The organism is Nocardia sp. NPDC005978 (assembly GCF_040614455.1).
In the GTDB taxonomy this organism is placed as follows: domain Bacteria; phylum Actinomycetota; class Actinomycetes; order Mycobacteriales; family Mycobacteriaceae; genus Nocardia.
Map to the genome: position 1 here is coordinate 65,056 of NZ_JBEXUS010000003.1, position 22,068 is coordinate 87,123.

5 protein-coding genes are annotated in these 22,068 nt (G+C 72.7%); 4 read left to right on the forward strand and 1 reads right to left on the reverse strand.

Annotation, left to right across the window (positions count from 1 at the left end; translation table 11 throughout):
• The first annotated feature begins 12 nt into the window (after positions 1-12).
• From ABZ319_RS02360 to ABZ319_RS02375, 4 genes are all read left to right on the forward strand, one after another.
• Entirely contained in the window at positions 13-1,416 is a 1,404-nt protein-coding gene (locus tag ABZ319_RS02360; protein WP_354984481.1) for a DUF1254 domain-containing protein, read from the forward strand.
• Positions 1,417-1,531: 115 nt separating this feature from the next.
• The gene (gene ctaD, locus ABZ319_RS02365; protein ID WP_354984482.1) at positions 1,532-3,268 is read left to right on the forward strand and encodes a cytochrome c oxidase subunit I; all 1,737 of its coding nucleotides are present in this window, start codon (positions 1,532-1,534) and stop codon (positions 3,266-3,268) included.
• Positions 3,269-3,595: 327 nt separating this feature from the next.
• Positions 3,596-17,272, forward strand: a complete 13,677-nt coding sequence (locus ABZ319_RS02370) for an amino acid adenylation domain-containing protein (protein WP_354984483.1) — start codon at positions 3,596-3,598, stop codon at positions 17,270-17,272.
• A complete protein-coding gene (locus tag ABZ319_RS02375; protein WP_354984484.1) occupies positions 17,272-19,779 on the forward strand; it encodes an excinuclease ABC subunit UvrA in 2,508 nt (835 codons plus the stop codon). The genes ABZ319_RS02370 and ABZ319_RS02375 overlap by 1 nt, the downstream gene beginning before the upstream one ends.
• Here the strand turns inward: ABZ319_RS02375 and ABZ319_RS02380 are convergent.
• On the reverse strand, positions 19,760-22,015 hold the full coding sequence (locus ABZ319_RS02380; RefSeq protein ID WP_354984485.1) for a M20/M25/M40 family metallo-hydrolase: 2,256 nt from the start codon (positions 22,013-22,015) through the stop codon (positions 19,760-19,762). The two genes, ABZ319_RS02375 and ABZ319_RS02380, sit on opposite strands and share 20 nt — an antisense overlap.
• Between the last annotated feature and the right edge of the window lie 53 nt (positions 22,016-22,068).

Here is a 22,068-nt window from a genome sequence, read left to right on the forward strand (position 1 = left end):
TTGTGATTCGCCATGGATGCCCTCATCGGTCGACGCTCGCTGCTCGGCTTGGCCGCCGGTCTGGCCGCCGCCGCGCTGACCGGTGCGTGCGGCAGCTCCGGCGAGGCGGACGAGGACGCGCCCCCCGGCGCGGACGAGGCACTGCAAATCGCCACCGACGCTTATGTTTTCGGCTATCCACTGGTGCTGATCCACGCGACGCGGGATGCCGGCGGTCCGGTCAACGCCTTCCGGCACAGCCGCGCCCTGCCCACCGACGAGGACCGCCTCATGGTCCGCGCCAACCAGGACACCCTGTATTCCAACGCCTGGCTGGACCTGTCCGGCGAACCCATGGTGCTGCAGGTGCCCGCCATGGAACCGGACCGCTACTGGATCATGCAGCTGCTGGACGCGTGGACGAACACGGTGCACCACCCGAGCGCCCCGCGCCCCGGGGTCGCGGGCACACCGGCGCTGTACACCTACCTGATCAGCGGCCCGGGCTGGGACGGCACGGTGCCCCCGGGCGTGACGCACCTGGCCGTGCCGACGAACACCACCTGGTTGCTGGGCCGGATCCAGGTCAACGGCGCCGGGGACGTGCCTGCGGTGCGCGCGCTGCAGGATCGGATGCGGCTCGCGCCCCTGCCCGACTGGCTCGCCGATCCCCAGGCCACCCGGACCGGTCCGGCGATCGTCCCGAGCGAGCAGCTCACGGCCCCGCTCGCGGATGTGGCCGCACTGGACGGGCGGACCTTCTTCGACCGGTTGTGCACCCTGATGACGATCGACGCCCCCGCGCCCGCCGATGCCCCCGCGCTGCGCCGGTTCGCCCGGATCGGCATCGAACCCGGCGGCCGCGTCGACGATTTCCCCATCGCCACCCTGGACGCGGCGGCCGCGGCCGCCCGCAAGCGCATCACCGCGCACATCGATCCGAGCACCCGCACCGAGAACGGCTGGCTCTTCTCCACCGCGCTGGGCGCCTACGGCACCGATTACCTCCAGCGGGCCGCGATCGCCCAGCGCGGGCTCGGCGCGAATCTGCCCGAGGACGCGCTCTATCCGTCCACGCCCGAGCTGAGTGCCGACGTCAACGGCGAACCGCGCATGTTCCGTATTCGCTTCGAGGCGGGCCGGTTCCCGCCGGTGGCGGCCTTCTGGTCGCTCACCGCGTACGACGCCGAGAATTTCCTGGTCGACAATCCGGACCGGATCTACGCCGTGGGGCACGGGCTGCCGGTGGTCCCGGCGCCGGACGGGTCGGCCGAGATCCTGATCCAGCACGCGGACCCCGGGCCCGCGGTTCCGCGCGGCAACTGGCTCCCGATTCCGGCCACGGGGATGTTCTCGCTGACCTTGCGGTTGTACGCGCCCCGCCCCGAGGCCGTCGACGGCCGCTGGCAGCCGCCGGAGATCCGAGCGGTGTCCTGACCGTCCGGTCGGAGTGTTCTCTGCCAGAATCGAATTGCTGTGCGTACGCTGAGCGCCGTTCATCGTGGGTTCCGAGGCCGATAACCAGTCCCGGACCGACCTCGAGGAGGATGTGGTGACTGCCGTAGCTCCCAAGCCGGAATCGGGGTTGGAGGCCGCCCGGCCCTACCCGCCGCGCATGGGCCCCAAGGGTTCGTTCATCTACAAGGCGGTGACGACGACCGACCCGAAGGTACTCGGCGTCATGTACCTGTGCACCGCCATCACCTTCTTCCTCATCGGTGGGCTCATGGCCCTGCTCATGCGCGGTGAACTCGCCCGCCCGGGCATGCAGTTCCTCTCGCCCGAGCAGTTCAACCAGCTGTTCACCATGCACGGCACGATCATGCTGCTCTTCTACGCGACCGCCATCGTGTTCGGTTTCGCGAACGTGATCCTGCCCCTGCAGATCGGCGCGCCCGACGTGGCGTTCCCGCGCCTGAACGCGTTCAGCTACTGGCTGTACCTGTTCGGCGGCACCATGGCCACGGCCGGGTTCGTGACCCCGGGCGGCGCGGCCGACTTCGGCTGGACCGCGTACACCCCGCTCTCGGACATCGTGCACTCGCCCGGCGTCGGCGCGGACCTGTGGATCCTGGGCCTGGCCGTCTCCGGCCTGGGCACGATCCTGGGCGGCGTCAACATGATCACCACCGTGGTCTGCCTGCGCTGCCCGGGTATGACGATGTTCCGCATGCCGATCTTCACCTGGAACATCCTGGTGACGAGTGTGCTGGTGCTGCTGGCGTTCCCGCTGCTGACCGCCGCCCTGTTCGGCCTGGCTTACGACCGGCACCTCGGCGGGCACATCTACGACCCGGCCAACGGCGGCGCCATCCTGTATCAGCATCTGTTCTGGTACTTCGGTCATCCCGAGGTGTACATCATCGCGCTGCCGTTCTTCGGCATCGTGTCCGAGATCTACCCGGTCTTCAGCCGCAAGCCGATCTTCGGCTACACCACCCTGGTCTACGCGACGCTGGCCATCGCGGCGCTGTCGATCGCGGTGTGGGCGCACCACATGTACGCGACGGGATCTGTTCTGCTGCCGTACTTCTCGTTCATGACGTTCTTGATCGCGGTGCCCACCGGGGTGAAGTTCTTCAACTGGATCGGCACCATGTGGCGCGGGCAGCTCACCTTCGAGACGCCCATGCTGTGGTCGATCGGCTTCCTGGTGACGTTCCTCTTCGGTGGTCTGTCGGGCGTCATCCTGGCCTCGCCGCCGCTGGACTTCCACGTGTCGGACACCTATTTCGTGGTGGCGCACTTCCACTACGTGCTGTTCGGGACGATCGTGTTCGCGACCTTCGCGGGCATCTACTTCTGGTTCCCGAAGATGACCGGCCGCATGATGGACGAGCGGCTGGGCAAGTGGCACTTCTGGACCACGTTCGTCGGTTTCCACACCACGTTCCTGGTGCAGCACTGGCTGGGCAACGAGGGCATGCCGCGCCGCTACGCGGACTACCTGCCCACCGACGGCTTCACGCTGCTGAACACGATCTCCACCATCGGCGCCTTCGTCCTCGGCGCCTCGATGCTGCCGTTCGTCTGGAACGTCTTCAAGTCCTACCGGTACGGCGAAGTGGTCACCGTGGACGATCCGTGGGGCTACGGCAACTCCCTGGAGTGGGCGACGACCTGCCCGCCGCCGCGGCACAACTTCTACGAGCTGCCCCAGATTCGTTCGGAGCGACCGGCATTCGAGCTGCACTACCCGCACATGGTGGAGCGCATGCGCGCCGAGGCCCACGTGGGCTGGGGCACGAAGTCGCATCGGGTGGACGAGCGGGAGTCGATCACCAGCTGATCCGTCCGTTCCGGAACGGCGGTCGTCCCTCGGGGCGGCCGCCGTTCTCGTTGTGCGGGAGCGGAGTACGGGCCCGACGGCGGCTGTCGCCGGGTTGCCGTCGCCGGGCCGCGCGGTGATCGGCTCGCCCGCCTGATCATTCGTCCACTTACGGCACGGATCGAATGACAGCAGACTTCCAGCAAACTTCCGGTACTGTCCGCAATCACGGGCGCGTAATTCGAACTCGCCCGGCGTTTTCCGCAGGTCTCGACTCCGGGAGGGACAGTGCTCGCCGATTCTCCGGACGTTCTCCACTCCGTGCCGTTCGAATTGTCCAGGGCCCAAATGGAATTGTGGCTCGCGGACGACCTCGGGCACCGTGCCGACGCCGCGGGCCGCCGCCCGCGCGCGCTGCCCGGCCAGGCGCACTACCTGGAACTGCGCGGCGCGCTGGACGCCGACCTGTTCGACGCCGCATCGCGGCGGGCCTTCGAGGAATTCGGCGTCGGCAGGCTCCGGATCGGTCAGGTCGACGGGCGGCCGTACCAGTGGATGGCGGCCGACATCGGCGGCGGCCTCGAGCGCGTGGACTGCGCCAGCGAGCCCGAACCGCATGCGGCCGCGCTGGACTGGATGAATCGCCGCCATCGCAGCGCCATCGAATTGCTCGACGCTCCGCTGTGGGCGGGCGCGCTGCTGCGGGTCGGACCCGAACACCACATCTGGTACGCGCAGATGCATCACGTGGCCATCGACGGCTACGGCGGCTTGAGTCTGATCGCCCGGATCGGGCAGTGGTACGAGGCGCTGCTGGCGCAGGCAGAACCGCCGTCCTTCGGCGGATTGTCCCCGGCCCGCATTCAGGCCGCCGACGCCGAATACCGGTCCTCGGCGCGCTTTCTCGCCGACCGCGAGTACTGGCGGGAACGCTTCTCGGACTGGACCGCGCCGCTGCCCGCGCCCGGCCCCGCGCGCGTGCGCCGCGGCCGGGCGCCGCTGCCGCCCGCGCTGCGGGCCGCCGGCGCGCTGAGTCCGGCGCGCTGGCTGGAGCTCGAACGCCTGGCCGCGGACTGCGGCGCGAGTCCCGCGCAGTTGCTGGTCGCGGCGATCTGCGCGTTCCAGGCGGGCTGCACCGGGGAGACCGAACCCCTGCTGCGGCTGGCCGCCTCGGCGCGCACCACCGCCGCGCTGAAGAAGTCGGGCGGCATGCTCGCCAACGTGCTGCCCGTCCGGCTGCGCTGCGCGGGCGCGGTGACGGTGCGCGAACTCGTGATCGCCGCCGCCCGCGACGTCACCGGGGGCCTGCGCCATCAGCGCTATCGCTTCGAGGAACTGCGCCGCGATCTCGGGGTCGGCGCCGAGCAGGTCGCGGGCCCGACCGTGAACCTGATGTTCTTCGAACGCACGAGCCGCTTCGGCGCGGCGATCGGCGAATACCGCATCCTCGCTTCGGGATCGGTCGCCGACACCCATTTCAACCTGTACCGCGCGGGCGCCGCGGAGGGTCTGTCGGTCGACATCCTCGCCAATCCGGACAGGTACGACCAACCCGAACTCGACGACCACCTGAACCGCTTCCTGCTATTTCTCGGCAATTTCGTGGCGGCCGGCCCGGATACCCCGGTGGGGCGGATCGGCCTGCTGTCCGAGTCCGAGGTCGCCGCACTGCGCGCCGCGCCCGGCGAGCGCGGGACGGACCCGGTCGCACTGCCCGAGCTGTTCGCCGCCGCCGCGCGCCACGACGTCGAGCAGGCCGTGGTCTGCGGCGATACCGTGCTCAGCGGCGCGCGGCTCGAAGCACTCTCGAATGCGCTGGCGCACAGGCTGTGCGGGCTCGGCATCGGCCCCGGTGATGTGGTGGCCGTCCCCGCCCGGCGCAGCGTGAACTGGCTGATCGCCCTGCGCGGTGTGCTCGCCGCCGGCGCCGCGTACCTGCCGATCGATCCGGGCCATCCCGTGGAACGGGTCCGCGCCCAGCTCGCCGAATGCGGCGTCCGCGTCGGAATCGACACCGGCACGGCCGAATTGGCCGGCGAAGTGCGCGCGGTCGCGGACTGGATCGTCCTGGACGAGCCGACGCGGAACCACGCCGCCGCCGGCGCGCCACCCGTGACCGACGCCGACCGCCCCCGTCCAGCGCACCCGGCCCACCCGGCCTACGTCATCTACACCTCGGGCTCCACCGGCGCGCCCAAGGGCGTCGCGGTGACGCACGCGGGCCTGGCGAATCTGCTGGCCGCCCAATCGGTCTCGCTGCCCGCCGGTCCCGGCGACCGCGTGCTGTGCGGGTCCGCGCCCACCTTCGACGCCTCGCTGTGGGAACTGCTCTTCACCGCGACCGGCGCCACCCTCGTGATCGCCCCCGAGGACGCGTACGCGGGTCCGCGCCTGACCGAATTCCTGTGCCGCGAGCGCATCACGCACGCCTTCCTGACCCCGGCGGTGCTGGCGGCCACCGCGCCCGCGCCGGGTGCGCCGCGACTGCTGGCCACCGGCGGCGAAGCCTGCCCGCAGGCCGTGGTCGCCGCGTGGGCGCGCGGGCGCACCCTGGTCAACATGTACGGGCCCACCGAGGCCAGCATCGTCACCCACCTCGGCCCGATGGTTCCGGACCGCCCCATCACCCTCGGCGACCCGGTGCCCGGCGTGCGCGCCCACGTGCTCGACCCCTGGCTGCGCCCCGTGCCGCCGGGCGTGGTCGGTGAGCTGTACCTCGGCGGCCCGGGACTGGCCCGCGGCTACCTCGGGCGATTCCCGCTCACCGCGGCCCGTTTCGTGGCGGACCCGTTCACCGGCTCCGGTGCGCGGCTCTACCGCACCGGCGACCTGGTGACCCGGGATGCCGCGGGCGCGCTGGTCTTTCACGGCCGCGCCGACGCGCAGGTGAAGCTGCGCGGTCTGCGGATCGAACTCGGGGAGATCGAGGCGGTGCTCGCCGACTGCCCCGGCGTCGCGCAGGCGGTCGTCGTGCTGCACGGTGGCCCGCGGGTCCCGCGCATCGTCGCGTACGCCATGCCGGAACCGGGATTCCTGCTCACCACGCGAGAGCTGGAAGTGGCCGCCGCCCAGCGACTGCCGGGGTACATGGTGCCCGCGATCGTACTGCTCGACCGGTTCCCGCTGTCCCCGAGCGGCAAGGTGGACCGGCGGGCGCTGCCGGCTCCCGCCGCGCCCGCGACCGTCTACCGCGCACCCGTCACGGTGGCGGAGAAGGCCGTCGCCGCGGCGTTCGCCGAACTCCCGGCCGCGCCCGCGGGCGGCGCCGCCCGCATCGGCCTGGACGCGGACTTCTTCGCGCTGGGCGGGGATTCGCTGAGCGCGGCCGTGGTGGCCGCTCGGGTGGGCGCGGCGCTGGGCGTGGCGGCGGGGGTGCGCGATCTGTTCGACGCGCCCACCGTCGCGGGCTTCGCCGAGCGCGTCGGCGCCCGGGATCTGCTGGCCGAGCGCGCGCGACCGGCGCCGCGGCCGCGTCCCGAGCGGGTGCCGCTGTCCTACGCGCAGCAGCGATTGTGGCTGATCAACAGGCTCGATCCGGCCGCGCCGTCCTACAACATGCTGCTCGCCCTGCGCCTGACCGGCCCGCTGGACGCGAGCGCGCTGACCGCCGCGCTGACCGATGTGGTCGGTCGCCACGAGGCCCTGCGCACGGTGTTCCACGAGACGGACGACGGTGTGCTGCAGCGGCTCTCACCGGTCGGCACGGTGGTGCAAGCGCTGACGCCGGAACCGGTGCCCGCGTCCGGCTTACAGCGGGAGCTAAGCGAATTCGGCGGTGCGGGCATCGATCTGGCGCACGGGTCCCCCCTTCGCATTCGCCTGCTCCGGGTGCTGGATTCCGCTGCCGCGGGGTCTGCCGCTGCCGGGTCTGCTGGCGCGGGGTCTGCCGCTGCCGGGTCTGCTGGCGCGGGGTCTGCCGCTGCCGGGTCTGCTGCCGTGGGGTCTGCTGCTGCCGGGTCTGCTGCCGTGGGGACTGCCGCCGCCGGGCCCGCTGCCGCCGAGCCTGTCGTCATTGATATTCCAGCCGCCGAGATTGCCGCTGCCGGGACCTCCGCCGTTGAGATCGTCGTGGCTGGGACCACTGCGGCTGGGACCGTCGCGGCTGAGATTACCGGCGTCGGGACCGTCACCGCTGGGACTGTCGCCGCCGAGAACGTCGCTGCCGAGACTGCCGCCCCCGGTGCCGAATCCGCCGCGCAGCCCGTCGCCGAACGGCACGTCCTCGCCGTCCTGGTGCATCACATCATCGCCGACGGCCTGTCGCTCGCGCCCTTCGCCCGCGACCTGGCGACCGCCTACCGCGCCCGGTTGCGCAGTGCCGCACCGGAGTGGACCCCGCTGCCGGTGCAGTACGCCGACTACACGCTGTGGCAGCGCGAGGTGCTCGGGGACGACACCGATCCGGAATCGGAACTGTCCCGCCAACTCGGCTACTGGCGTACAACCCTCGACGGCCTGCCACCGGAATCCGGTCTCCCGCCCCATCGTCCGCGCCCCGCCCGGCGCACCCGCCGGGCGGCGCGCGTCACCGCCGAGCTGCCCGAGCGCACCGTGGCCGGCCTGCGCGAACTCGCGCACCGGCACGGCGCGACCCTGTTCATGGTGCTGCACACGGGGCTGACCGCGCTGCTCGCCCGGGTCTCGGGCGGCGCCGACATCGCCGTGGGCACCCCGGTCGCCGGGCGCGGCGACGCCCGGCTGGACGACCTCATCGGGATGTTCGTCAACGCCCTGGTGCTGCGCGTCCCGGTGGACCACGCCGAGTCGTGCGCCGAATTGCTCTCGCGGGTCCGCGATATCGACCTCTCGGCCTTCGCGCACGACGACGCGCCGTTCGAGCGGGTGGTGCGCGCGGCCGGGCTGCCGCACGCCCGCGACCGGCACCCGCTGTTCCAGGTCGGGTTGTCGCTGCGCGCTGCCGGAACGACCACGTTCGACCTGCCCGGCCTGCACGCGGAGTCGCTCGACATCCCGTTGCCGGTGGCCAAATTCGATCTGGAGTTCACCTTCGCCGAGACGGCGGCGGGGCTGTCCCTGACCCTGGACTACGCCACGGATCTGTTCGATGGGCCGGACATGACCGCCCTTGCCGATCGCCTGTTCCGTGTATTCGACCAGCTGGCACGGAATTCCAGCGTGCCGGTCGGTGAACTGGAGCTGTTGTCCGCGGCCGAGCGCACGGCGCTGGGGGAGTGGAACGCGGGCGGCGAAGCCGTCCCCGCGACGCTGCCGCTGCTGCTGACCCGGGCCGCCGCGTACGCGCCGGGGGCGGCGGCGGTGGTGTGCGGGGACCGCACGCTGACCTATCACGAGCTGTCGCTCCGTGTGAATCACCTGGCGCACAGGCTGATAGCGCTCGGCGCGGGCCCGGAGGACGTGGTGGCGATCGCGCTGCCCCGCTCGCTGGAATGGGTGGTGGCGATGTGCGCGGTCGCGCACGCCGGTGCGGCGGCGCTGCCCATGGACCCCGGCACACCCGCCGAGCGCGTCCGCCTCATGCTCACCGATTCCCTGGTGCGCGTGGGGATCACCGGTCCCGGCGCGGAGCCGGTGGACCTGCACGGCGGACAGTGGCTGTCTCTCGAGTTCGGCGAACTCGGCGAAAGCGCCGAGCCCGTCTCCGACGCCGACCGGACCCGGCCGCTGCACCTGGCCCACCCGGCCTATCTCGTGTACACCTCCGGATCCACCGGAATCCCCAAGGCGGTGTGCATCACCCACGCCGGACTGGCGAACGTCGTGGTGACCCAGGCGCAGCGCTGTGACGCCGATCCGCGCGCCCGCGTGCTGGCGGTCTCCTCGCCCGCTTTCGACGCCTCGATCTGGGAACTGTTGCAGGCCCTGTGCTCCGGGGGAGCCCTGGTGATCGCGCCCCCGGACGTGTACGCCGGTCCCGAGCTGGCCGATTTCCTGGCCCGCGAACGCATCACGCACGCCATGCTGACCCCGCGCGTCCTGGCGACCCTGCCCGCGGCGGAGCTGGCGGACCTGCGGCTGCTGGCGGCCGGCGGGGAGACCTGCTCGCCCGAACTGGCCGGGCGCTGGTCTCCGAACCGGTGTTTCGTCAACGCCTACGGTCCCACCGAGACCACCGTCTGGGCGACGGTCACCCGTCCGCTGCGCGCCGCGGACGGGCCGGTCCCGATCGGCGCACCGGTGGCCGGAGCCCGGGTGCACGTCCTGGACCCGCGGTTGCGACCGGTCCCGCCCGGCGTCATCGGCGAGATCTACGTGGCGGGCACCGGGGTGGCGCGCGGTTACGCGCACCGGCCCGGCCGGACCGGCGCGCGCTTCGTGCCCGATCTCTTCGGCGCGCCCGGGTCCCGCATGTACCGCACCGGTGACACCGGGTCGTGGCGCACCGACGGCACACTGGACTTCCACGGCCGCAACGACTTCCAAGTGAAAGTGCGCGGGGTGCGACTGGAGCCCGGCGAAGTCGAGGCCGCGCTGTCGGCGGTGCCCGGCGTGGCCCAGGCCGCGGTGGTCCTGCGCACCGGGCCGGGGGACCCCGAACTCGTCGCCTACGTCGTGCCCGCACCGGGTGCGACCGCCGATCCCGAGCCGTTGCGCGCCGCGATCGCGCATCGGATGCCCGCGCACTACGTTCCGGCCCAGGTGCGGATACTGGATCACCTACCGCTCACCCCGGCGGGCAAACTCGACCGCGCGGCCCTGCCCGCCCCCGAGCGAGCGCGGGTCGCCTTCCACGAACCGGCCACGGCCACCGAGGAACTCGTCGCGCGGGTGTTCGCCCGGGTGCTGGCGGCCGACCCGGTCGGACGGTCCGACGACTTCTTCGCCCTCGGCGGGAACTCCCTGAGCGCGGCCGCCGCGGTGACGCTGCTGCGGGCCGAACTCGCGGGCGCGGCGGTGGTCCGGTCGCGTGACCTCTTCGACGAACCCTCCGTTCCCGGCCTGGCCCGCCTGCTCGAGGAACGGTTGTCGGCGCGTGCCGACCTCGAATCCGATTCCGCCGCACCCGAACCGGTCGCGGAACCGGATCGGGTGCCGCTGTCCTGCGCGCAGCGGGGCATCTGGCTGCTGGATCGCGGCGGCGCGGGCGCGGCCTACCACATTCTGCTGGCCGTCCGGCTGGGCGGCGCACTGGACGTGGTGGCGCTGGCGGCGGCCGTTGCCGACGTCGTGCAGCGCCACGAAGCCCTGCGCACCTACTTCCCCGAACACGAGGGCGTGCCGTATCAGGCGGTGGCACAGGAGGATGTCGGCGCGATGGACATCCGCCGCATCCCGCCCGCCCGGCTGGAACGCGCCCTGGCGAACTTCGAGGCCCAGCCCTTCGACCTGGCCGCCGCTCCGCCGGTGCGCGCCCGGCTCTTCGCGGTCGACGCCTCCGGCGACGCCGCGCACCGATCCGAATGGGTGCTCGCCCTGGTCGTGCACCATGTGAACGCCGACGGGTTCTCCCTCGCCCCGCTCGCGCGTGATCTCGCGGCGGCGTACACCGCCCGCACCACGGGCACCGCGCCGTACTGGCCCGTGCTCACCACCCGCTACGCCGACCACGCCCGCGCCCAGCACGAGCTGCTGGGCAGCCCCGGCGATCCGAGTTCCGAGCTGACCCGGCAGCTCTCGTACTGGCGCACGACCCTGGCCGACGCCCCGATCGAACTCGCGCTGCCCCTGGACCGGCCGCGCCCGGACGTCGCCGGCCACGCGGGTGCGAGCGTGGAATCGGTTCTGCCGCAACCGATCACGGCCCGGCTGCGCGCACTGGCAACGGCGCGCCGCGCCTCGATGTTCATGGTGACCCACGCCGCGCTGGCGCTGCTGCTGGCCAAACTGGCCGGCACCGGCGACATCGTCATCGGCACACCCACCGCCGGCCGTGCCGCGCCCGCTCTGGACGATGTGGTCGGCATGTTCGTCAACTCGGTGCCGCTGCGGGTGCCGGTCGATCCCGACGCGTCCTTCGCCGAGCTGCTGGACCGCGTGCGCGAGGTGGATCTGGACGCCATGGCCCACGCACAGACGCCGTTCGAGCACATCGTCGAGGCGCTGCGGGTACCGCGTTCCGCGGCCCGGCATCCGCTGTTCCAGGTCGCGCTGTCCTTCCGGAACTTCGAGGTGCCCGAACTGCGCCTGCCCGGCGTGCGCGTGGAGACGCTCGCCGCGCCCGCCACGGCGATTCGATTCGACCTGGAATTCGAACTCACCGAGCGCGATTCGGGCCTGGTGATCCTGCTGCGCTATGACACCGAGCTGTTCGACGCCGGCACCGCGCAGTCGCTGATCGATCGATTCCGGCGGGTGCTCACCGCCGTCGCCGGTCATCCCGACCGCCCGATCCACAGCGTGGACGTGCTCTCGGCCGGTGAGCGCCGGCGGGTGCTGGCCGCGGGCGCGCACGAGGCGAACCCGGTACGGATCACCCTGCCCGAGATCCTCGCGCGGGCGGTGGCCCGGTTCCCGGAGGCTCGCGCCGTGGCGTGCGGCGATCGCGCGCTCACCTATCGCGAACTCGACGAGCGCTCGAATCGACTGGCCCGCTTGCTGATCGGGGGTGGCATCGGCCCCGGCGACGTGGTGGCCGTGGCCCTGCGCCGCTCCGTGGAATGGGTGGTCGCGTTGTGGGCCGTGGCCAAGACCGGCGCCGCGTATCTGCCGGTGGATCCGGGACATCCCGGGCAGCGGATCGCCCTCATGCTCGCCGATTCCGGCGCGGCGCTGGGCCTGACGGGCCCCGGCGCCCGGCCCGAACTCCCCGATCTGCCCTGGCTGGTGGTCGAGGACGGGCCGCCGGCCGACCCGGGCGGGGTCTGCGCCGGGGCCGTCACCGACGCCGATCGGGTGCGCCCGATCCGTCCGGCCGACGCGGCCTACGTGCTGTTCACCTCCGGGTCGACCGGAGTGCCCAAGGGGGTGATCGTCACCCACGCGGGTCTGGCGAACACGATCGCGGCACAGGCCGAGAACTGTGCGGTCGACGCGGATTCCCGCGTCCTGCAACTCGCCTCCCCGAGCTTCGACGCCTCGCTGTGGGAGGTGCTGCTCGCGACGGGCGCGGGCGCGACGCTGGTGATCGCGCCGCCGGAGGTCTACGCCGGCCCGGAACTGGCGAGCCTGCTGTCCACGGCCCGCGTGACCCACGCCTTCATCACACCCGCGGTGCTGGCCACCATGGACCCGGGCGTCCTAGAAACCGCCGGGGGCGCACCCGTTCTGCGCACGGTGGTGACCGGCGGCGAGACCGTCGCCCCGGCCGTGGCCGCCCGCTGGGCCGCCGATCGCGACCTGCTCGTCGCGTACGGCCCCACCGAGATCACCATCGTCTCCAACATCAGCGCGCCGCAGGAACCGGATCAGCCCGTGACGCTCGGCGGCCCGGCCGCCGGAATGCGGTGCTACGTACTGGATCAACGGCTCGCCCCCGTGCCGGACGGGGTGCTCGGCGAGCTCTACGTCGCGGGTCCGGGTGTGGCGCGCGGCTATTGCGCGCGCCCCGGCTCGACCGCCGCGCGATTCCTGCCCGACCCGTTCGCCCCCGGCCGCATGTACCGCACCGGGGACGCGGTGCGCAGGCGCGCGGACGGTGCGCTGATCTTCGTCGGCCGCACCGATTCCCAGATCAAGCTGCGCGGGCAGCGCATCGAGCTCGGCGAGGTCGAGGCGGCGGTGGCGAGCCTGCCCGGTGTCGCCCAGGCGGTGGCCATGGTCCGGGCCGACGGTCCCGGCGAACCCCGGATCGTCGCCTACGTCACCTCCGCACGCGGCGTCGCGCTCGACCCGATTCGACTGCGCGCCACCGTGGCACGGCGGCTGCCCGGGTATCTGACCCCGGCGGTGATCGTCCCGTGCGAACGCCTGCCCCTGACCGTCAACGGCAAGGTGGACCGGGCCGCGCTGCCCGCGCCCGCACCGGACGCCGAGCTCTTCCGCGCCCCGGTCACCGCGCCCGAACGCGCGGTGGCCCGGGCCTTCGGCGAGGTGCTCGGGGTGCAGCGAATCGGCCTGGACGACGACTTCTTCCGGCTCGGCGGCAACTCGCTCAGCGCCACCCGGGTCGCGGCCCGGGTGGGTGCGGAACTGTGCGCCGAGGTTCCGGTCCGCGAGATCTTCGACGCGCCGACCGTCGCGGGACTCGCCGCGCGCCTGGCGGATTCGCCGCGCCCGGCCCGGCCGGAACCGCGGGCGGTCGCGCGCGGGGACCGATCCCCGATGTCCTTCGCGCAGCAGCGACTGTGGCTGCTGAACCGCCTGGACCCGGAATCCCCGGCCTACAACATCCAGCTGGTCGTGCGCCTGACCGGAACCCTGGACGTCGCCGCACTGGGGACGGCCCTGCATTACGTCGTGACCCGGCACGAGGTGCTGCGCACGTTCTACCCGCACCGCGACGGCGTCGGCGAACAGCGGGTGGTCGCGGCCCGGCCCGTACCGCGCGAACTCGCCGTACAGCACTGCGACACCTTCGACGCCGAGGCGGCACTCGGCGAATTCTGCTCCGACCCCTTCGATCTCACGACCGAAGTGCCGGTGCGCTACGCGCTGTTCGCGGTGGGCGAGGGCGCGGGGGAGCCCCGGGAGTGGCTGCTGGCCTTCGTCGTGCACCACGCCGCCGCCGACGGCTATTCGCTCGCGCCACTGGCCCGTGATCTGGCCGAGGGCTACGCGGCCGCCCTGCGCGGCGACCGTCCCGACCGCGAGCCGCTCGGCGTGCAGTACATCGACTACGCCCGGTGGCAGCGCGAGGTCCTGGGCGCACCCGAGGATCCGGGGTCCGAGCTGAACCGTCAACTCGACTACTGGACGGCGACTCTCGCGCGGTCGCCCGCCGAACTGGGCCTGCCCACCGACCGGCCCCGCCCGCCGGTCGCGGGCCTGCACGGCCGCACCGTCGCCTGCACGATTCCCGCCCCGGTCGTCACCGCGCTGCGGGAGCTGGCCGAACAGCACGACGCCTCGCTCTTCATGACCCTGCACGCCGGGCTGGCCCTGCTGCTCTCGGCGTGGTCCGGCGGCGACGACATCACCGTCGGCACCGCGGTCGCGGGCCGGGGCGCCGCCGCCCTGGACGAGCTGGTCGGCATGTTCGTCAACACGCTGGCGCTGCGGGTGGAAGTCGATGCCGCCGAGTCGTTCTCGGCGCTGCTGGCGCGCGTGCGCGAGGCGGATCTGGGGGCCTTCGCGCACGCCGAGCTGCCGTTCGAGCAGGTGGTGGAGGCCCTGGATCCGCCGCGGTCCCGGGCCAGGCACCCGCTGTTCCAGGTCATGCTGGTGCTGCAGAACCTGGATCCGATTCGGCTCCGGCTGCCGGGCCTGCGGGCCGAACCGGTGCTCGCGCCGGTCGCCACCGCGCGCTTCGATCTCGAATTCGTCTGCACCCCGGTGGATTCCGACCTCCGCGTCGAAGTGCAGTACGCCACCGAACTCTTCGACCACGGCACCATCACCGCCCTGCTCGGGCGCTACCGCCGCCTGCTGGAAGTCGCGGCCGCCGCGCCGCACCGGCCCACCGCGCGACTGGGCATCCTGGGCGGCCACGAGTACCGGCTGGTGGTGGAGGAGTGGAATCGCACCGAGACCGCCGAGGTCGATCTGCTGCTCCCGGATCTACTGGACTCGGCCGTGCGCCGGGCGCCCGGCGCGGAGGCGCTGCGGTACGGCGACATCACGCTGACCTATCGTGAGCTGGACGCGCGCGCCCTGCGCCTGGCCCGTCGACTGCGTGCACACGGCATCGGCCCCGAAGACGTGGTGGCCCTCGGTATGTCGCGCTCGGCGGCCTGGGCGGTGGCGTGCTGGGGCGTCACCGAGTCGGGCGCGGCCTTCCTGCCGCTCGATCCGGGCTGCCCGCCCGCCCGCCTGTCCGCCATGCTCGCCGCGACCGGCGCACGCGTCATGCTCACCACCGCCGCCGAGCACGCGGCCTATACCGCGCTGCCGGACATCGAGGTGCTGATCCTGGACCCCGCGGGCGAGGTCGGCGCACCCGGACCCGAACGGTCGCGTATCCCGGCCCGTGACGCGCGCCCGGCCAACGCCGCCTATGTCATGCACACCTCGGGCTCCACCGGCAGGCCCAAGGCGGTGGTGGTGTCGCACACCGGCCTCGCGAACATGGCCGCCACCCAGGCGCGCTGCATCGGCGCCGATTCGACCTCGCGCGTATTGTGCCTGGCCGCACCGAGTTTCGATGTCTCGGTGTGGGAACTGGTGCTGGCCGCGGACGCCGCCGCGACCCTGGTCATCGCCCCGCCCGAGATCTACGCCGGTCCCGAGCTGGCCGAGTTGCTGCGCCGCGAACGGGTGACCCACGCCTGCGTGACCCCCGCCGTGCTGGCCTGTACCCCGGCCGCGCGGTTGCCCGATCTCGCGGTGGTGATCACCGGCGGCGAACCCTGCCCGCCCGCCGTCGCCGCGATCTGGGGCGAGCGCCGCCGGCTCGTCAACGCCTACGGCCCCACCGAGACCACGGTGCTCAGCACCGTGAGCGGAGCGCTCGACGGCAGCCGCCCGATCACCATCGGCGGGCCCGCCGTGGGCACGCGCTGCTACGTCCTCGACCGCTCGCTGCGCCCGCTCCCCGTCGGGGCGGTCGGCGAGCTGTACATCGGCGGCGCCGGGGTGGCGCGCGGCTATCTCGGCCGCCCCGCGGGCACCGCCGCCCGCTTCGTCGCCGACCCGTTCGGCGGGCCCGGCGAGAGGCTCTATCGCACCGGCGATCTCGTCTCCTGGACCGACGCGGGCGAACTCCGATACCAGGGCCGCACCGACTTCCAGATCAAGATCCGCGGAATGCGGGTGGAACCCGGTGAGATCGAGGCGGTGCTGGCCGGCGCGCCCGGCGTCGCCCAGGTCGTCGCCACCCGCACCGACGGCCCGGCGGGCGCGGCCCTGGTGGCCTACGTGGTACCCGAGCCGGGTCACACGCTCGACCCGGCCGAACTGAGCTCGGTTGCGGCACAGCGGCTCCCCGACTACCTGCGCCCGGCCATCGTGCCGCTGGACCACCTGCCGCTGTCCGCGAACGGCAAGGTGGATCGCTCCGCCCTGCCCACCCCGCCACCGGTCCGCACGGACTACCTGGCCCCGGTGCACCCCGCCGAACAGGCGGTGGCGGCCGCTTTCGCCGAGGTTCTCGGGCTCGACCGCGTCGGGCTGGACGACGAGTTCTTCGCCCTCGGCGGCAACTCCCTGGCCGCCGCCCGGGTCATCGCCCGCCTGAACGGCGCCGTGGCGCTGCGCGATCTCTTCGAAGCGCCCCGGGTGCGGGCACTGGCCGAGCGGTTCGCCGCCGCGGGCGCTGACCCGTTCGCCGCCGGGGGCGCGGACCCGTTCGACGCCACCGCGAACGAGTCCTACCGGGTGCTGCTGCCGCTGCGCCGCACCGACGGGGATGTCCTGTTCTGCGTGCATCCCGGGGGCGGGCTGGCCTGGCCCTACGCCGGACTGCTCACCCGGCTCGACCCCTCGATCGCGCTGTACGGCCTGCAGGACCCCTGGGTCGCGTGCGGCGAGGAGCCCTACGCCACCCTGCACGACTACGCGGCCCGCTACGTGGACGAGATCCTGCGCGTGCGACCTACCGGGCCGTATCGGCTGCTGGGCTGGTCGCTCGGCGGGCGCATCGCCCACGAGATCGCGGTCCGGCTCCAGGATCAGGGGGCGGAGGTCGCGCTGCTGGCCCTGATGGACAGCGCGCCGCCCGACGGCGTCGCGGCCCCCGAACCGCACGACGCCGCCGCGGCCTGGGCCGAGCTGCACGGCATGGCGGAACTGACCCGCGCGGCCGAGAGCTTCCCCCCGGACCTGGTCGAACGCGCCACCGCCGCCCTCACCCGGCCCGTGGCCGGCGAACCCGGCGGCCGCTTCCGCGGCGACCTGGTGCACTTCACCGCGACCGACACGGCGATCGCCGACCGCCGGCCCGCGGCGAGCTGGCACGAGCACGTCACCGGCGACGTCCTCGACATCCCGATCCGGGCCACGCATATCGGTATGGCGCAGCCGATTCCGCTGACCGAGATCGCCCGCGGACTGCAGCTGCACTGGAACGGCTGATGAGCACCGAGCACCTGCCCGCGGCCATCCACGTGGTCGGTGCGCGCGTGCACAACCTCGACGAGCTGACCGTCGACATCCCGCTCTGGTCCTGGGTGGCGATCACCGGGCTCTCGGGCTCGGGGAAATCCTCGCTCGCCATGGACGTCCTCTACGGCGAGGGCTATCAGCGACTGCTCGGCGGGCTGTCCACCTACACGCGCCGCCGGATCAGCCAGGCCGAGCGACCCGACGTGGACCGCATCGACTTCCTGCCCGCCACCCTGGCCCTGCGCCAGCGCCCGCCGATCCCCGGCCGTCGCAGCACCGTGGGCACCATGACCGAGGTCTACAACGTGCTGCGCCTGATGTACTCGCGGCTCGGTTCCCATTTGTGCCCCACGGGTTTCCGGCTGCCCCCGTCGCTGGACACCGCGCTGCGCGGCCGGGTGGACCTGCCCGAGTGCGGCGGCGAGTTCGAACTACCGGGCGCGGAGTCCTTCGCCTTCGACAGCTTCGGCGCGTGCCCGCGCTGCGGCGGTCTGGGCACCGTCGAGGAGATCGACGACGCGGCCCTGATCCCGGATCCGGACCTGTCGATCGCCGACGGCGCCGTCGCGCCGTGGAAGCTGCCGCTACGCGACTTCCAGCCGCAGATCGCCGAACAGCTCGGCGTCCGCATCGACGTGCCCTACCGCGACCTCACCGCGCGCGAGCGCGAGATCGTCCTGAACGGCCCCGCCGAGAAGCGGCACGTAGTGGTCACCACCAAATCCGGGCGGGCCGCCGAACTCAACGGCACCTACGAGAACGCCCGTGCGGCGGTGCGGCATTCACTCGCGAACAGCGCCAGCCAGACCACGCGCGAGCGACTGAGCAAGTTCTTCACCCTGCACACCTGCCCGGCCTGCCACGGCGCCCGGCTGCGTCCCGAGGCGCTCACCACCCTGATCGGTGATCGCACCATCGCCGAGACCAGCGCGCTGACCCTGGCCGAATTGGAGCCCTGGGCAACCGAACTGGCCGCCGCCCTGCCCGCCGACATGCACGCCCTCGCCACCCGCCTGACCACCGAGTTCGTGCGCGCCATCGAACCGCTGCGCACCCTCGGCCTGGGCTATCTGAGCCTGGACCGCGCCGGTGAGTCGCTCTCGACGGGGGAGCGCCAGCGCATCCAGCTCACCTCGACTCTGCAAACCCGTTCCACCGGAATGCTCTACGTGCTGGACGAGCCCTCCATCGGGCTGCACCCGGCCAACGTCGAGGGCCTGCGCGCGGTGATCCGCGCCCTGGTCGGCAACGGCAATTCGGTGGTGATGGTGGATCACGAGGTCGAACTGCTGCGCTGGGCCGATCACCTCATCGAAATGGGACCGGGCGCGGGCCGCGCCGGCGGGCGGGTCATCGCCCGGGGCACCGCCGCCGAACTGGCCGCCGACCCGAATTCGATCACCGGCCCCTATCTTTCGGGCGCGGCCGAACCGCACGCGCGCCAGGCGCGGCCGGTGCGGGCGGCGGACCCGCACCTCGAGCTCACCGTCGGCGATTTCTACACCCTGCACGGGGTGACCGCGCGTATTCCGCTGGAGCGGCTCACCCTGATCACCGGCGTCTCCGGCTCGGGCAAGACCAGCCTCATCCTGGACAGCCTGGTGCCCGCGCTGACCCGGACGCTGAACGGGCAGCCGCTGCCCGGACACGTCGCGGAACTGAACGCCGCCGGGATCACCCGGGTCGTCACCGTGGACTCCACGCCGATCGGCAACAACAGCCGTTCCACCCCGGCCACCTACTCCGGCGCGTTCGACGGGCTGCGTGCGCTGTTCGCCGCGGCCCCGCTCGCGCGCGAACGGCACTGGGGCGCAGGCCGTTTCTCCTACAACGTCAAGGGCGGGCAGTGCCCGGTGTGCACCGGCCTCGGCGAGGTGTCCCTGGACGTGCAGTACCTGCCCGACATGACGATCACCTGCCCGGCCTGTCACGGGGCCCGCTACAACGCCGAGACGCTCGAGGTTCGGGTGGACGGGCTGACCATCGCCGACGTGCTGGCCCTCACCGTCGCCGACGCCGCCGATCGCTACGCGGGCGTCCCGCGGATCGGCGCGCCGTTGCAGGCCCTGCGCGAAGTCGGGCTCGGCTACCTGGCGCTCGGCGAGCCCACCCCCGCGCTGTCCGGCGGGGAGGCCCAGCGCATGCGCCTGGCCGGCGGCTTGCGCTCGGCGCAGACCCACGTGCTCTACGTCTTCGACGAGCCCACCACCGGACTGCACCCCGGCGACGTGCGCACCCTGGTCGGGGTGTTCGAGCGGCTGCTGCGGGCGGGGGCCACCATCGTGGCCATCGACCACGACCTGGATCTCATCGGCGACGCCGACCACGTCATCGACATGGGCCCCGGCGGCGGACCCGAGGGCGGCCGGATCGTGGCCGCCGGGACGCCCGCGCGGATCGCCGCGGCCACCGGCAGCCCGACCGGCCGCTACCTGCGCGGGCGCCTGAACGCGCGGCCTACAGACCCGGCACCCTGACGAAGACGGCCGCCGTGCTGTCCTGCCGGAAGTACGTGTCCAGCGGTGGCGTGCCGAAGGATTCGATGCCCGAGTCCGGCAGCCACGTGTAGTCCACCAGCGTCAGCGGCAGCGCCCCGGCCGGGGCCGACAGTTCCACCTCGACGCCCTCCGCGGGCGGGGCCCAGAAGCGGAAACCGTGCTCGGGCAGCGAATGCGCCGTGCGGCCCGCCACCTTCACCGACTCGACCGACCCGTCCGGCCAGCGCAGATCCAGTCGATACGCGCCGCGCGTGGACCGCATGCGCAGGGTCACCGTGCGCCGGCCCGCCTCGGTCCGATCGGAGGTCACCTCGGCGATCGGGGCCGAAAGCGCTTGGGCCGGAGCGTCGCCCGTGGCGACCGCGTAATCCCACAGCTCGGCGAAGGACCCCTCGGGCCCGCCCGTGCTCACGAAGTCCCGCGACCACGCGTCCGGGGCGAGCATCGAGAGCCATCGGGCCTGCGCCCGGTCGGCGTCCAGGGCGTAGATGATCTGCGACAGCCGCGGATGCCGATCGTCGAACCTGTCCACCGCCATCCCGGCGGCCGCGAGCACGACCGTGAGCACGAGGGCCGCACCGGGAACGAGCCAGCCCCGCCGGGCCGGCCAACTCCGGCTCAGTGTCAGCAACAGCAGCGCGCCCAGCAGCACGATCGCCGGCGCGGCCAGGAAGGGCGCGGTGACCAGTCCGGTCTGCACCCCGGCCCAGGCCGTGCTGCCGAGGAACAGCGCCGCGGGCGCCAGCAGCAGGGTCAGCACCGGCAGCCGCCACGGATCCCCGATGACGAAGCTCGCGCCGACCCCCAGCACCGCCGCGGCCGCGGGCAGCACCAGCACCTGCGCCGCGGGCGGGGACACCACCGCGATCCCGGCTCCCAGCAGCGTCACCCCGGCCAGCAGGCCGATCGCGGTGCCGGTGGGCCCGAATACCCGGCGCGCGAAGGCATACCAGCCGATGAGCACCGCCGTGGACAACACCAGCACCGCGATGTGGAAGAACTCCGGCCGATACGGATCCACCGGCGAGGCCTGATACTCGGGGCGGATCTCCTGCAGCAGCCACCACAGCCCGTAGGTCGCCGCGACCGCGATCGGCACCGCGACCACCAGCGTGATCGCGCCGCCGGCGATCGCCTTCACACTGGCCTCGCCGGCCCGCCGGACCCGCCACGCCAGTCCGATCACCCCCAGCGTTCCCAGCGCGGCCAGCACCAGGATCACCCACGCCGGGATCACGACCAGACCGGCGAAAGGCAGTGGGAAATAGGCGGCGTCGGCGCCGTCGCTCGTTTCCGCCAGATCCCGCTGCCCGAAATCCCTTGTCAGCGCCAGCGTGTTCTCGCCCAGCTGCTGCACCGTGGGCAGGTTGACGTGCTCCGGGGTGTCCTCGCGATTGTGGTAGTAGGCGCTGCTGCCCGCGAAAGCCCAATCCAGCACCCGCAACTCACCCGATTCGAAGGAGACGAAGTCGGTGCTGCTGGGGATGCCCGCGCCCGCGGCGGCCGTGGTCGTGGAATCGGTGTTGGGATACGGCGCGCGCGCCACCGCGCGGATCAGCGGGCCGTCGGGGTGGGTGATGCGCCACAGCAGCGCCGGACCGCTCGCGCCCCGCGCGTCGTGATTGATCACCACCCCGCGTGTGTCGTAGCCGCCCGCCGCCACGAAGGCCTCCGCCCCGAGCAGGCCGGGCTCCTCGGCATCGGTCAGCAGCACCACCACGTTGTTGCGCAGCGTGCCGTCGCCGTCCCGCAGCGCGCGCACCGTTTCCATGATCGCCGCGACGCCCACGCTGTCGTCGTTCGCGCCGGGGCCCGAGGTGACCGAATCGTAGTGCGCCGTCAGGTACACGGTGCCGGTCGAATCGGCGCCGGGCAGCGTGGCCACGATGTTGGATACCTGCGCGAAGGCCGACTCGGGGGCGCTCAGGCCACCGGGGTAGGTGCCGACGCCGCGCTGAATCTCGGTCGCCAGCCCCAGCTTCCGCAGTTCGTCCGCCAAATGATCACGCACCCGGGCGTGTTCGGCCGAGCCGACCGCGTGCGGGGCCCGCGCTATCTCCTCGATGACGCGCTGCGCCCGTTCGGCGCTGAACACGTCCCCGGGCGCGGATTCGCCGCGGAAACCATGTGGTTGCTGATCCCACGCCGACATCACCGCCAACACCAGCAGTAGCGCGAATGCCAGAAGCCCGGAAATTCCTCGTCCCACCCGCATACTCCGATACTAGGCATGATCGTGCCCGGGGGTTCGAGCTCGCCGAGGAGAAG